Annotated in this window: 14 protein-coding genes and 1 pseudogene; 7 read left to right on the top strand and 8 right to left on the bottom strand. The window is 72.3% G+C overall.

What is annotated here, in order from left to right; genetic code table 11:
• Positions 1-18 precede the first annotated feature (18 nt).
• Entirely contained in the window at positions 19-477 is a 459-nt protein-coding gene (locus tag ACFT9I_RS28785) for a hypothetical protein (RefSeq protein ID WP_382568970.1), read from the bottom strand.
• A 10-nt stretch (positions 478-487) separates the two neighbouring features.
• On the opposite strand from ACFT9I_RS28785, the pseudogene ACFT9I_RS28780 reads away from it, so the two are divergent.
• Together ACFT9I_RS28780 and ACFT9I_RS28775 are read left to right on the top strand one after the other, a co-directional pair.
• Positions 488-691 (top strand): annotated as a pseudogene (locus ACFT9I_RS28780) (SDR family oxidoreductase); the annotation flags it as partial.
• 300 nt (positions 692-991) lie between these two features.
• Positions 992-2,146: a methyltransferase gene (locus ACFT9I_RS28775; protein WP_382568968.1), complete on the top strand. Its 1,155-nt coding sequence runs from the start codon at positions 992-994 to the stop codon at positions 2,144-2,146.
• A 246-nt stretch (positions 2,147-2,392) separates the two neighbouring features.
• On the opposite strand, the gene ACFT9I_RS28770 is transcribed toward ACFT9I_RS28775, so the two are convergent.
• The 5 genes from ACFT9I_RS28770 to ACFT9I_RS28750 all read right to left on the bottom strand — a co-directional run bounded on the left by ACFT9I_RS28770 (position 2,393) and on the right by ACFT9I_RS28750 (position 7,315).
• Positions 2,393-3,232, bottom strand: coding sequence for a hypothetical protein (locus ACFT9I_RS28770; RefSeq protein WP_382568966.1), 840 nt, complete (start codon positions 3,230-3,232; stop codon positions 2,393-2,395).
• A gap of 50 nt (positions 3,233-3,282) precedes the next feature.
• Positions 3,283-5,295 (bottom strand): ABC transporter permease, encoded by a 2,013-nt coding sequence (locus tag ACFT9I_RS28765; RefSeq protein ID WP_382568964.1) that lies wholly within the window; start codon positions 5,293-5,295, stop codon positions 3,283-3,285.
• A gap of 125 nt (positions 5,296-5,420) precedes the next feature.
• Positions 5,421-6,242 carry a molybdate ABC transporter substrate-binding protein gene (gene modA, locus ACFT9I_RS28760; RefSeq protein ID WP_382568962.1) on the bottom strand — a complete coding sequence of 274 codons (822 nt, stop codon included), beginning with the start codon at positions 6,240-6,242 and terminating at the stop codon, positions 5,421-5,423.
• Positions 6,243-6,309: 67 nt separating this feature from the next.
• Positions 6,310-6,708 (bottom strand): molybdopterin-binding protein, encoded by a 399-nt coding sequence (locus ACFT9I_RS28755; RefSeq protein WP_382568960.1) that lies wholly within the window; start codon positions 6,706-6,708, stop codon positions 6,310-6,312.
• Positions 6,709-6,811: 103 nt separating this feature from the next.
• Positions 6,812-7,315, bottom strand: coding sequence for a molybdopterin-dependent oxidoreductase (locus tag ACFT9I_RS28750; protein ID WP_382568958.1), 504 nt, complete (start codon positions 7,313-7,315; stop codon positions 6,812-6,814).
• A gap of 140 nt (positions 7,316-7,455) precedes the next feature.
• Here ACFT9I_RS28750 and ACFT9I_RS28745 point away from each other — a divergent pair, with 140 nt between their 5' ends.
• The gene (locus ACFT9I_RS28745) at positions 7,456-7,785 is read left to right on the top strand and encodes a GNAT family N-acetyltransferase (RefSeq protein WP_382568956.1); all 330 of its coding nucleotides are present in this window, start codon (positions 7,456-7,458) and stop codon (positions 7,783-7,785) included.
• A gap of 135 nt (positions 7,786-7,920) precedes the next feature.
• Here ACFT9I_RS28745 and ACFT9I_RS28740 read toward each other — a convergent pair whose 3' ends face one another.
• Both ACFT9I_RS28740 and ACFT9I_RS28735 read right to left on the bottom strand, forming a co-directional pair.
• A complete protein-coding gene (locus ACFT9I_RS28740) occupies positions 7,921-8,763 on the bottom strand; it encodes a ferritin-like domain-containing protein (RefSeq protein ID WP_382568954.1) in 843 nt (280 codons plus the stop codon).
• Complete coding sequence (locus tag ACFT9I_RS28735; protein WP_382568953.1) at positions 8,760-9,542, bottom strand: ferritin-like domain-containing protein; 783 nt, start codon at positions 9,540-9,542, stop codon at positions 8,760-8,762. Before ACFT9I_RS28735 ends, ACFT9I_RS28740 begins: the two co-directional genes overlap by 4 nt.
• Positions 9,543-9,669: 127 nt before the next feature.
• On the opposite strand from ACFT9I_RS28735, the gene ACFT9I_RS28730 reads away from it, so the two are divergent.
• The 4 genes from ACFT9I_RS28730 to ACFT9I_RS28715 all read left to right on the top strand — a co-directional run bounded on the left by ACFT9I_RS28730 (position 9,670) and on the right by ACFT9I_RS28715 (position 13,443).
• Positions 9,670-9,963, top strand: coding sequence for a hypothetical protein (locus ACFT9I_RS28730; protein ID WP_382568951.1), 294 nt, complete (start codon positions 9,670-9,672; stop codon positions 9,961-9,963).
• 197 nt (positions 9,964-10,160) lie between these two features.
• Positions 10,161-10,925, top strand: a complete 765-nt coding sequence (locus tag ACFT9I_RS28725) for a (5-formylfuran-3-yl)methyl phosphate synthase (protein WP_382568949.1) — start codon at positions 10,161-10,163, stop codon at positions 10,923-10,925.
• An 8-nt stretch (positions 10,926-10,933) separates the two neighbouring features.
• Positions 10,934-12,337, top strand: a complete 1,404-nt coding sequence (locus tag ACFT9I_RS28720) for an aldehyde dehydrogenase family protein (RefSeq protein ID WP_382568947.1) — start codon at positions 10,934-10,936, stop codon at positions 12,335-12,337.
• Positions 12,334-13,443: an NAD(P)-dependent alcohol dehydrogenase gene (locus ACFT9I_RS28715; RefSeq protein ID WP_382568945.1), complete on the top strand. Its 1,110-nt coding sequence runs from the start codon at positions 12,334-12,336 to the stop codon at positions 13,441-13,443. Before ACFT9I_RS28720 ends, ACFT9I_RS28715 begins: the two co-directional genes overlap by 4 nt.

Here is a 13,443-nt window from a genome sequence, read left to right as displayed (position 1 = left end):
TAACGCGACGTGCGGCGCTCAGCGAGGAGCCGGCTCCCGCCCCTTCGCCTCCCCCGGCCGGGACGGTTCGGCGTCCCTCGGCGCGACGAACACGGTGGCCGCGAGCGCCGGCACGAGCAGCGCGGCACAGACGTAGCCGCAGATCGCCAGCCCGCTCGTCATCGCCTCGCGCGCGGCGTCCGCCACCCCCGCCGCCTCGTCCTCCTCGATCCCCAGGTCCGCGAGACGGTCCCGCAGACCGGAGTTGAGTGTGCTGAGGAACAGCGTGGTGAGTACGGCGATACCGAGCGCCGAGCCGAGTTCACGCGCCGCGGGCCGAATGCCCGACCCCTGGCCGGCGCTCTCGGCGGGCACGTCGACGAGAACGACGTTGGTGACCTGCGCCGTCGCGAACCCGACGCCGACGCCGTAGACGAACAGCGCGAGCGCGATCAGCCACCAGGCGCTGTCGGTGGCCGCGATCAGCCCCAGCGTCACCAGCCCGGCGGCCGTCTCGCCCGGCACCGTCGAGACCGACATCCACCCCTGGCCGGCCGACCCGGCCGCCAGGGCGCACGCCGCCGCGTTCTCCGTCTTCGACCGCGTCGGGCAGCCGGCCGACGTCGCGGACGTCGTCGCCTTCCTCGCGGGCCCCGACGCGCGGTGGGTGACCGGCCAGAACATCGACGTCAGCGGCGGATCAGGCCTCTGAGGCACGGCTGCGCCCTTGGCGTCGACGCCAAGGGCGGCCAACACCGGACAAGCCGGGTTTGCCGGGCGGGGAGAGACTGTGCGACTCTCCGATGTCATCTCTCCGAAAGGGCTGATCGTGACACTCGGCATGGTTCTCGGCGACATCTCCTCTCGCGCTTCGACGCGGGAGCGGTAGACCGGCCCCACCACCTGCCCTCTCATTCGCGCCTGTGCCGTAGCACGCGGTACCGGCCGTTTCTCACGCTCCTCGTCGAAGTGCTCTTCGTGCCCCCGCACGTTCGATCACGAGGAGTCTGTGATGCCCACGATCAGCTGGACCGAAGGCCACCGGACCGACAGGTCCGACCGCACCGACCGCACCGCCGACTGGCACTCCGAGAGCGAGTCGCCGACGCCGGAGCGAGTCGTCGTCGCCGACGACCGGATGACGGCCGACACCGCCTATCGACTGGCCCGCAAGGGCACCGCCCTGCTCTGGCGGGGCGATTTCCACAACGGGCGGCAGCTGCTGACCGCGATGAGCCGCCGCGTCGAACGCGAACCCGCTCGGCCCGGCACCACCACCACCCCGGCCGAGTCGTTCCGTACGCACCGCCGCGCCCGTGGCCATCGGGCGCGCGTGCTCGGCAAGTTGCTCGTCACACTGGAGGCCGACCACTCCCTCGCGCTGCGCAGGGCGCCCGATGTCCGCCGGGCGTGCGCGGAGGCGTACGGTCCGCCGTCCGGCGTCCGCGTGGTCGCGCTCAGCGAACTGCTCGGCATCATCGGCGCGCGGCAGTGGCGCGACAAGGGCGTGGAGGTGCCGGCGCTCGGCTCGCGCGTGCATCCCCATTACGGCGTGTTCTCCCCGGTCAGAGGGGAGTACGTCGACCTCGTCGCGCGAGCGCCGCTAAGTGCCGGGCCCCGCACGGCCTTCGACCTCGGCACAGGCACCGGCGTCCTCGCCGCCGTCCTGGCAGGGCGGCGCGGACTCGACCGCGTCGTCGCCACCGACATCAGCCCGCGCGCCCTCGTCTGCGCCGACGAGAACGTCCGCGCGCTGGGCCTCGCCGAGAAGATCGAGATCGTGGGCCCGTGCCTGTACCCGCAGGGCCGCGCCGATCTGGTCGTCTGCAACCCGCCGTGGATCCCCGCGCGGCCTACCTCCCCGGTCGAGATGGGCGTCTACGACCCGGACGGCAGCATGCTGCACGGCTTCCTGGACGGACTCGCGAGCCATCTCGAACCGGGCGGTGAGGGCTGGCTCGTCCTCTCCGACCTGGCCGAACACCTCGGTCTGCGGACGCGGGACGAGCTGCTGTCGCGCATCGGGTCGGCGGGCCTGCGTGTGGTGGACAGGGCCGACACGAAGCCGCGCCATCCCCGGGCGTCGGACACCACGGATCCCCTGCACGCGGCGCGCGCCGCGGAGGTCACGTCGCTCTGGCGGCTGAGCCCCGTCCAGGACGCCTGAGCGACGCCGGCTCCCTCCCCTCAGCCGCCGGCTCCTCCGCCTCCCCCGAGATCGCCGGGATGTGCCGCAGCAGTACGGCTACCAGCACCGCCGTCACCAGCGCGAACGCCACGCTGACCAGAGCCGCCGCGTGGAACCCGGCGGTGAAGGCGTCCCGTGCGACGGCCAGCAGCTCGTCCCCGGTTCGGACAGCGTTACGGTCCGGTTCGGATGCCGGGTCCGGCTCCCGGCCCCCGGCCCCGTAGATCAGCTCAGCAGCGCGCGCAGCGAGACCGCCGTGCGCGTGATGAACGCGTCGCGGGCCGTCTCGTCCAACAGCTCCAGCGACAGGAACGGATTGAGGTCCTCCAACTCCACCAGCAGCAGCTCCCCGTCCGGCGCGCGGCACGCGTCGACGCGCTGGATGCCGTGGTCGAGGGTGTTCCAGTCGATGAACTTCCGCGCGAAGTCGAGATCGACGGCCCTGGCCTCGTACGGTACGAGCTGCCACCGCCGGTCCGGGTCGGGTGCGTGGAGCGCGTACTGGAAGTCGTGGTCGACGAAGTAGAAGGAGACCTCGTACGAGAAGGGGATACGCGGCTGCACGAGCAGGTCCCGGAGGTTCGCGAGGTCCGCGATATCGCCGAGCCGGTCGCGCGGCACGAACCGCATGCCTATGGAGTCCGCCCCGTCCTTCGGCTTCACGACGTACTCGTCGGCGTCCGGCAGCCGCCCCAGGTCCTCGGCCCTGTCGACGGTCGGGATGACCGGCAGCCCGGCGGCGCTCAGCTCCACCAGATACTGCTTGCCCGCCATGTCGCCGCGCCCGGTCAGCGGGTTGTAGACGCGCACGCCGTCGGCCAGCGCCCGGTCGCGGAAGGCCTCGTACCGCTCCCGGTAGTGGATCACGGGCCCGCTGTTGCGTACGACGACACCGTCGAACTCGCCCATGAGGCGGGCGGCGTCGGCCGGATGGCACGTGGCGACGGTGAAGTCCCGCCGCAGCCGGGAGGAGAACAGGATGTCCTCGTCGCAGTAGCGGCGGCCCTTGGCCTCGTAGGCGAGGTCGGTGACATAGAGGACGCGGGGAGGTACGGCGGCGGACATCGTGCTCCTGAGAGTTACGGGGATGTCCGCAGGCTACGCCGGGTGCGGAGTCACCCGGCGACCACGGTCGCCTCCGTCGCCTTCACGCTCGTCCAGACGGGCACCCCGTCGGCCAGTCCGAGTTCGACGGCGGCCTGCGGGGTGATCTCGGCCACGAGGTCCGGTGCCTGCGCCGAGGTGATCAGCACCCGCAGCCGGCTGCCGCTGGAGGTGATCTCGCGTACGGTGCCGGGCCAGACGTTACGGGGGCTGCCGCTCGGCCGGTCGCGGTGCACGGACACGGCCTCCGGCGCGATGATCGCCAGCGCGCGTGTGCCCGGGGGCAGCGGATCGGCGACGACCAGCAGGCCGCCGTCGGTGAGCGCGAGGCCGTCGGCGGTCGCGGTGCCGGGCCAGGCGTTCCGGCCGAGCATCCGGGCCACCCACGGCGAGCGGGGGTGGCGGGTGACGTCGGCGGGCGGCGCGTCCTGGACGACGCGGCCCTCGTCCAGGACGAGTACGCGGTCGGCCAACGACACGGCCTCCACCGGATCGTGAGTGACCATCAGACAGACTCCGCCGAAGCCGTCGAGGTGACTGCGCAGGGTGTGCCGTACCCGTGCGCGGGTCGTCTGGTCGAGCGCGGCCAGCGGCTCGTCGAGCAGCAGCAGCCGGGGACTGGTCGCCAACGCCCTGGCCAGTGCCACTCGTTGGGCCTGACCGCCGGAGACCTGGGCGGGCCTGCGGTGCGCGAGGTGGCCCACCCCGAGCCGGTCGAGCCACAGTTGGGCGGTCCGGCGGGCCTCGGCGCGCGTGACGCCGTGGGCGCGGAGCCCGTACGCCGTGTTGCTCAGAGCGCTCAAGTGCGGGAACAGCGCGCCGTCCTGGGGTACCCAGGCGACACCCCGGCGGTGCGGTGGCAGCCCCGTGACGTCGAGCGCGCCGAGGCGCAGCTCGGCGTGGGCGCGTGGGGTCAGACCGAGGAGGGCGCGCAGGAGGGTGGTCTTGCCGGCGCCGTTGGGGCCCACTACGGCGATGGTGGTGCCGGGTTCGGCGTCGAGCGTGAGGCGGGTGAAGCCGGTGACGTCGGCGTGCAGCGCCCACCGTTCCTCGACGGTCGTCGGTCCACCTTGCTCGACGAGGGCCAGGGGCGCCGTGGGAGCCGCGTCCGTCACCGCCCCGGGGTCGTCGTCGTCCGGTGAAGTGGCCTGCTTCCGGCGCCTGTCGGCGGCCTCGGCGGTGTCGCGTGGCGTACCCGTCCAGCGCCCGCGCAGCGCGATCAGCACGGCCATGGCGATGGCGAGCAGCAGCAGCGACACGGAGGTCGCGGCCTCCGGCGAGCTCTGGAGCAGCAGATACACCTGGAGCGGGAGAGTCTGGGTGGTGCCGGGCAGATTCCCCGCGAAGGTGATGGTCGCGCCGAACTCACCCAGCGCCCGCGCCCAGGTCAGCGCGGCCCCGGCGAGCAGCCCGGGGGCGACCATCGGCAGGGTGACGGTGGCGAACACCCGTACCGGCGAGGCGCCGAGGGACGCGGCGGTCTCCTCGTAGGTGGGGCGCAGTCCGCCCAGCGCGCCTTCGAGGCTGATGACGAGGAACGGCATCGCGACGAACGTCGCCGCCACGACCGCGCCCGAGGTGTGGAACGGCAGCGTGATGCCGAACGTGTCCTCCAGCCACGGGCCGAGGAGTCCGCGCCGCCCGAACGCGAGGAGCAGCGCGACGCCGCCGACGGTGGGCGGCAGCACCATCGGCAGCAGGACCAGGGACCGTACGAACGCCTTGCCGGGGAAATCCACCCGCGCCAGCAGCCAGGCCAGCGGCACCCCGAGGACCAGGGAGAGCGCGAGCGCCCAGAAGGAGACGAGGAGCGAGAGTTCCAGCGCCTCGACGACTCCGGGGCTGGTCAGATGCGTACCGACCTCGCCCCAGGAGGTGCGGGCGAGGATCCCGATGAGCGGCAGAAGCAGGAACGCGACGGCGAGCAGCGCGGGGACGGCGAGCGCGACGGGAGTACGGGTACGGGTACGGGTGCGCGTACGGGTACGGCCCGGCGCCCGGCGGATCAGGCTGAGACGGCTCATCGGGCTCCTGCGGGCTGCTTCGGCTGCTGCGACGGGCGGGCGGGCGGCTGCCGAACCGCCGACCGCCCCACCCGCCTTCTCACTCACGCACGCACGCACGCGAGTTGAACGGGAGTCGACGTGGGTTACGGCTGCTGGAAGCCCGCGTCCTGGAGGAGCTTCTGCGCCTCGGGGGTGCTGAGCCACGCGACGAACGCGGCAGCCGCTTCGGCGTGTTCGGACGTCTTGAGCGTGGCGGCCGGGTATTCGGCGACGGCGTTCTGCGCGTCGGGGATCTCGATCGCGTCCACCTTGTCCGTGGCGGTGGCCGCGTCCGTCTTGTAGACGATTCCGGCGTCGGCCTCGCCGAGTTCGACCTTGCTGAGGACGGCGCGGACGTTCGGCTCCTCGGAGACCGGCTTCACGTCGATCTTCTGCGCGTCGAGGACCTGCTCGCTGTACCGGCCGACCGGGACCTCGGGCGCCGCGAGGACGACCTTGAGCTTGGGGTCGGCGAGGTCCTTGAGGTTCTCGATCTTCTCCGGGTTGCCCTCTTCGGTGGCGATGACGAGCCGGTTCTTGGCGATGACGGTCGGCGTGCCGGTGTCACCCTTCAGACCGTCCATGGTCTTGGTGTCGGCGGTGACCAACGCGTCTGCGGGGGCGCCCTGTTCGACCTGCGCGGCGAGTTCCTGGGAACCGGCGAAGGAGAACGTCACCTTGGTGCCGGGGTTCTCCTTCTCGTACGCGGCGCCCGCCGTCTTGAAGACGTCGGTGAGCGACGAGGCGGCGAGAACGGTCAGGTCCGCCTTGGGGGCGCCGGTGGCGGTGGCCGACTCGGTGGACTTGGCACCGGTGTCGCTGTCGTCGCTGTCGTCGCCGCCGCACGCGGTCAGCGGGACGAACAGGGCCGCGGTGAGCGCGGTGGCCGCGGCGCGACGTGCGGCGGTGCTGAGGGTGAAAGACATGAGGGTGAGGACTCCCTGGAAGGCTGGAAAGCTGGGGTGAGGCGGAGCGGCTGATCTGCGACGAGGGTCAGACGCGGTCGATGTGCACGCTGGTCGACTTCACGCGGGCGGTGGCCTGCATGCCGACCTCCAGGCCCAGCTCCTCCACGGCCTCCCTGGTCAGGAGCGAGACGAGCCGGTGCGGCCCGGCCTGGATCTCGACCTGGGCCGCGACGTCACCGAGCTTGACGGCGGTGACGATGCCGGGGAACGCGTTGCGGGCGGAGGTGTACGAGACCTCCTCCTCGCCGCCGTTGCCGCTCTGGCCGACCTCGATCGAGAACGCGGCCAGGTCGCGGCCGTCGATGAGCCGCCGCCCGCCCTCGTCGCGATGGGTGGCGACCCGGCCGGCGTCGGCCCACCGACGGGCGGTGTCGGTGCTGACGCCCAGCAGGCGTGCCGCCTGACCGATTGTGTAGGACTGCATGCGCGGAAAGATAGGCCGCCAGCCTCGCATTTGCAAGGTTTGAGGTGATTATCCATGGCAGATGCGCGGCACCTTGGAGGAACCCCCAAAGCCGGCGACCGGCTCACACGGGCACGGGAGCCGGGCCGGGAACGAGACGGGCGCCGACCCACACGCTCGTGATCGCGCTGATGTAGCGCGCCCCGCAGCGGTCGGTGGGTACGACGAGCTGACTGCCCACCAGGTCCAGGGCCACCCCGTCGAGCGTGGTGGCGAGCAGGGCGGGCACGGCACCGAAGTCGGGGTCGATCTCGCCCCAGGACAGCACCGTGTGATGCCCGTCCCCGCCGGTGACGGCCAGCAGGAAGCGGGACCGGTCCCGCCGGCGCCGTACGTCGAAGTCCGGCCGCGCGTCGGCGACGACCTCGCGCAGGAGCGGCCCCTCGAAGGTGTGATGCCGGGGCCCGCTGCTCGCGCACTCGAAGACCACGTCGGCGCGGTGCTGCTCCCAGCCCTCCCGCAGATCGGCGACGGTCAGCGTGCCGGGACATCCCACCTCACCGAGCAGGGCGAAGGCCCCGGTACGTACGGAAGGAGGGCCGCCGGGTGGCGTCTTGAGTCGACCCATCGAATATCCCCCTTCGAACGGCGCACGCGCGACACCGCGACGGGGTGATGCCCGCCGGGCGGGCGGCGGAATCATATCTGCGGGCCTTGGGGCGGCTTTTACCTTGCTTCTGCGGGCGCGGGACGGGGAATCGCCCGCGAATGCGCGTCGTCGGCCGGGCCGCCGTCGGCATGGCGAGCGGCGTGCCCGGGGACAGCGGTGTGTGCGAGCTGAGGTCGGTGTGGGTCGGTCCCGGGGCGCGGGGTCTCGGTGTCGCGGACCGGCTGATCGCCGCGGTCGAGACATGGGCGCGGCAGTCGGGTGCCACGACGCTGAGGCTCGCGGTGATCCCGGGCAACGAACCGGCCGCCGCGCTGTACCGCCGTAACGGCTTCGTCCGCACCGACGAGCGAGGGGACCGGCTGTCCGACGGCGTGACCACGGAGGACGTGATGACGAAGACGCTCCGGCCCGTCGCGAAGGACAGCTGACCGGGACGAGGGGGCCAGGACGAGTGGGCCAGGACGAGTGGGCCAGGTGCGAGCGGGGACGCGCACCTGACCCGGATTCCGGTCGGCCCCGTGTGGTCGAAGGGCGACGGGCCGCCGGGTCGGACCACGGGTGGGTCAGACGGTCAACAGGGTCGGGCTGGCCGCCTTGTCGGTGCCGATGAAGGTGTCCGGCACCGGGTACTGCCCCAGCACGTAGTGCAGGATCGCCGCGTGCATCGCCTCGACCGGGGCGATCGTCGCCGCGGTGTTGATCCCCCCCGCGCTCTTGACGTTGAACGTCGCGAACACGTACGTCTGCGCCGCCTGGTCCTCCAGTTGCAGCGCCAGCTTCGCCACTCCGGGCACGTCCTTGACCTGGCCCAGCGCCTTGGTGACCGCCTCCTGGTTGGACAGCGGAACGTCGGTGATCGTGGGCTTGCCGGACGACGCCAGGACCGCGTTCCACGCGTTCGCGTGGTCCTTGTGCTGCGCCATCGCCGTCTGCGCGAACGTCGTGAACGCCACCGGTACGGTGCCGAGCTTGCCCGCCGTGGCCGCCTTCAGTGCCGCGTCGTACGCGCCCACGGCCTGGTTCTCCAGGGCCACCGCCAGCGCGACGACCAACAGGTCGCCGGTGTAGGTGCCGGACCCCGACGGTGAGCTTCCGGTCCCGGACGGGCTGGGGCTGGGGCCCGCCGCGTCGATCTCGGACTTGCCGCCGCACGCGGCGAGCGCGAGCATCGCCGCGGACGCGCCGGCGCCCACCAGGAAGCGGCGGCGCGCCAGGTGCGGGTGCCGCTCCTGACCGCCGTCCGGGGTTACGGCGCCGAGATCCCGCAGCTCCTGCGAGAGGCCGGCGGCGGACGCGGTCATCACCGGCAGGGTCGCCCGGTGCGCCTCGTCCAATTCCCTGGTCAGCCGGGACAGTTCGCCCTCGCTGATCGGCAGCTCCCGGCCGCCCTTGTTGTCGCTGCTCATTTCACGGCCCCTTCGCTGACCGGCGATGCGTCCTTGGTGGGGTAGAAGGTGTCGGGGATGCCGACGCTGCCCGCGGCGGCGGGGAGCTTCGCGGCGTCCGTGGGAATCGCCACGAGAGCGTTCAGGTCAGCGGCCAGCAGCGCCTGCACCGCCAGCAGCGTGGCCCGGTGCTGGGCCTCGACGGGCGCGACCGAGGCGAACAGCTGCCGCAGATTCGCGTCCTGGACCTGCCCGACGTTCTTCGTGTACGTCTGCGCGGCGACGTCCTCCAGCGTGATGGCCAGCTTGACCACGTCCGCCGGCGTCTTGAGCGACGGCAGCTGCTCATTGACGATGGCCGCGTACTTCGGGTCGGGCTCGGTCTGGGCCTTGCCGCCGGCCTTCGTGGCCGCCGAGTTGAACGCCTTGCCGTGGGCGAGGTGCTGCTCCGTGGTCTTCGTGATGAACGCGAGCACGGTCTTGTTGCCGTTCTTGATGAACGACAGTCCGGCGGCCGTCCGGTAGACGTTCACCGCCAGGTTCTCCAGCGACGCCGCGGTCTGCAACGCCATGATGTCGTTGCTCGCGGCCGCCGCCCGCCCGGATCCCAGCAGGGTCGCGGCCCCGAGCCCACCCAGCAGCGCGCCGCTCCGCCGCCACCAGCGCCTGTTCGCCGGTTCGGCGGTCTCGCTGTAATCGGTCAGCGCGGCGTTGGTGACGCGCAGCGCGTCGCTGTTCAGATCTTGCGACTGCTCGGTGAGTTCCCTCAGCAGCCTGGTGTCGATGTTGTCTGTTCCCATCGCGTCCCGTCTCCTTCCCCGTGCCCGAACGGCACAGGTGTCGGGCCTCACCCTTCGTCAGGAGGGAGCGGAGAACGCGCCGGATGCCCCCGAATGACGCGCCGGGCTACCCGAAGGAAGGACGGGGATGATGCCGGTCGGCGTCGTCGCCGTACGCTCACGGCTTCCGCTCGAACGGATCGGCGCCCCGCGCTGCCCGGCCCGCCCCGTGAAGGCGGCGCCGCTCGCCGGCATCGGCGTCATCCTGGCCACCACCGTCGACACGGCGCGTCTCCCGGCGGACGTACGCGCGGGCATCGGCGCCGCCGACAGCCCCGACCGCTCCTGGCGGCAGGCCCGCACCGCCCTCCGCTTCACCACCCGACGCGAACGGTCGTCCGTCCACACCGGCTTGGGCGCGCCGGCGCTGCTGAACGACTGAACGACTGAGAGGGCCCGCGGCTCGGTGGGACCGTCTCGCGCCGGGGGCGTGGGCGGCCGAGGGCAGTGACCCGGGTGATTCTCCGCGCGCCCTGCCAAGGGTCACGGCCCCCGGAAATGATGAGCGGACCGCACGTGATCCAGACGACTCCGCATATCTGGCCCTTGCCGGTCGGCATGCGGTGGAAGGAATCCACGTTGTTGCTTCTCATCTCTCCCGACAGTGTCGAAGAAGCCCTCGACTGTGTGAAGGCGGCGGAACACCTCGACATCGTCGATGTCAAAAGACCCGCCGAGGGCTCGCTCGGCGCCAACTTCCCCTGGGTGATCAGGGAGATCCGTGACGCGGTCCCGGCCGACAAGCCGGTGTCCGCCACGGTCGGAGACGTACCGTACAAGCCCGGCACGGTGGCTCAGGCGGCGCTCGGCGCGGCTGTCTCCGGAGCCACCTACATCAAGGTCGGCCTCTACGGATGCGCGACGCCCGAGCAGGCCGTCGATGTGATGCGAGGGGTCGTCCGGGCGGTGAAGGACTACCGGCCGGACGCGTTCGTCGTCGCCTCGGGGTACGCCGACGCGCATCGGATCGGCTGTGTCAACCCGCTCTCACTGCCCGACATCGCCCGCCGGTCCGGCTCGGACGCGGCCATGCTCGACACCGCGATCAAGGACGGGACACGGTTGTTCGACCACGTTCCGCCCGACGTCTGCGCGGAGTTCGTCAGGCTGGCCCACGAGGCCGATCTGCTGGCCGCCCTCGCGGGCAGCGTCAAGGTGGGGGACCTCGGTGTGCTCACCGGCATCGGCACGGACATCGTGGGGGTACGGGGGGCGGTCTGCGAGCGAGGCGACCGCGATACGGGACGGATTCAGCCGCACCTGGTGGCCGCCTTCCGGGCGGAGATGGACCGGCATGCCCGGGAACACGCGGCCACCGTCACCGCCGTCACCGCCGCGAGCTGACCGCCGGCATGCCGACAAGCCGGCCCTGTCGGGTGCCGACGACCCGTGGTGAGCGCTTCACCGTCCTCGATCCGGCTACGGGCAAGGCCTTCGACGAGGCTCCCGACCAGCGGCCGGACGAGTTGGACGCCGTCGTCGAGCGGGCTCACCGGGCCTGGCTCGGCTGGCGGGTCGACCCCCTCGCCCGCGCCAAGGCGCTGCTCACGGCTGCCGACGCCGTGGCGGCGGCCGGGGCCGACCTCGCTCCCCTGCTCACCCGTGAACAGGGCAAACCCCTGGCCGAGTCGTACGCGGAGGTCGCCCGCACGGCGGCCCGCCTGCGCTACTTCGCAGAACTGACCGCCGAACCCCAGAAGATCACGGACGGCCGGCCGGTACGCAGCGAGATCCGCTGGCGCCCGCTCGGGCCCGTCACCGCGATCGTGCCGTGGAACTTTCCCCTGCAGCTCGCGTCGGCGAAGTTCGCGCCCGCGCTCGCCGCGGGCAACACGGTGGTGCTCAAACCCTCCCCGTACACGCCCCTCGCCACCCGACTGCTGGGATCGGTCATCGCCACCGCCCTCCCCGAGGACGTACTGACGATCGTCACCGGTCACGAACCCCTCGGCGCCCGCCTCGCCTCCCACCCGGGGATCCGTCATACGACCTTCACCGGTTCCATAGCCACCGGACGGGCCGTCGCGGCCGGCGCGGGGGCCTCGCTCGCCCGGGTCACCCTGGAGTTGGGCGGCAACGACGCCGCCATCCTGCTGGACGACGTTGATGTGGAGCGGATCGCGGAGCGGCTGTTCTGGGCGGCGTTCCGCAACTGCGGGCAGGTCTGCATGGCGGTCAAGCGAGTCTACGCCCCGGCCCGGCTCTACTCACAGGTGGTCGAGGCGCTCGCGCAGCACGCCAGGACCGTGGTCGTGGGGGCCGGGCTCGACCCGGGCTCACAGTTGGGGCCGGTCAACAACGCCCCCCAACTGGCCCGAGTCGACCAGTACACGGCTCGGGCGTTGGCGGACGGCGCCCGAGCCGTGGCCGGCGGCCACCGGCTGGACCGGCCGGGCTACTTCTTCGCCCCGACCGTCCTGGCCGATGTCCCGCCGGCCAGCCGGGTGGTGACGGAGGAGCAGTTCGGTCCTGTCCTGCCGGTGCTGCCGTACAGCAGCCTGGACGAGGCCGTCGAGGCGGCCAACGACACCCGCTTCGGACTGGGCGGCTCGGTATGGGGGACCGACCTCGACCGGGCCGAGGCGGTGGCCGACCGGCTGGAGTGCGGGACGGCGTGGATCAACCACCACGCGGAGCTTTCCCTCGCCCAGCCCTTCGCGGGCATCAAGGAGAGCGGTGTCGGCGTCGCGGGCGGGCCCTGGGGGCTCTACGGAAACCTCAGACCGTTCGTCGTGCACCGCCCGGAGGAGGCATGACGAGGAAGTTCGGCGCGGCGGTACTGCGCTCGTACGAGAGCCGTTTCGCCCTTGAGGAGGTGATCCTGCACTCGGGACCGGCCGACGGCGAGATCCTGGTCAGGATCGCGGGCTGCGGGATGTGCCGAACCGATCTCGCGGTCCGCCGTTCGGCCGGCCGCTCCCCGTTACCGGCCGTGCTCGGCCACGAGGGAGCCGGGGTCGTGGTGGAGACGGGCGGCCCGGCCACCGGCCTGAGTGTCGGCGACCATGTCGTGCTGAGCTTCGACTCCTGCGGACACTGCCGGAACTGCATGGGCGCGGCCCCCGCCTACTGTGACTCCTTCGCCTCGCTCAACCTCTTCGGAGGGCGCGAGGAGAACGCGGCACGGTTCACCGACACGGCCGGGGGCGGACTGGCCCCCCGGTGGTTCGGCCAGTCCTCGTTCGCCGCGTACGCGATGGTCCCGGCCCGCAACGCCGTACGGGTCGATCCCTCGCTGCCCCTCGAACTGCTCGGACCGCTCGGCTGCGGTTTCCTCACCGGCGCCGGAGCGGTCCTCAATTCCTTCGGTGTCGGCCCCGGCGACACCCTCGCGGTCTTCGGCGCGGGAGCGGTGGGCCTGGCGGCGGTGATGGCGGCGACCGCCGCCGGGGCGGTGACCGTGGCCGTCGACCGGCACCCGGAACGGCTGGCCCTCGCCGAGCGGCTGGGCGCGACCCCGCTGCACGCCGCGTCGGCCGGCCCGCCCGACCTGCCCGAACGCGTCCGGCGGCTGACCGACGGCGGCGCGCGGTACGCGCTGGACACCACGGGCTCCGCCCGGCTGATCAACGACGCGCTCCGGGCCCTGCGCCCGACCGGCCACCTCGGCCTGGTGGCCCGGCTCCACACCGCGCTGCCGCTGGAGCCGGGGACGCTGGACCGGGGCCGCAGGATCTCCCACATCTGCGAGGGGGACGCGGTGCCGGGACTGCTGATCCCCCGGCTGACCGCGCTCTGGCAGGCCGGGCGGTTCCCTTTCGACCAACTGATCCGTACGTACCCACTCGCCGACATCAACGAGGCCGAACGCGACTGCGACGCGGGCCGCGTGATCAAACCCGTCCTGATCCCGGAAGGATGA

It is taken from the genome of Streptomyces sp. NPDC057137 (assembly GCF_042670825.1).
Taxonomy (GTDB): Bacteria; Actinomycetota; Actinomycetes; order Streptomycetales; family Streptomycetaceae; genus Streptomyces.
Note: the sequence above shows the minus strand (reverse complement) of the source record. Positions and strands in the feature narration are given on the sequence as shown.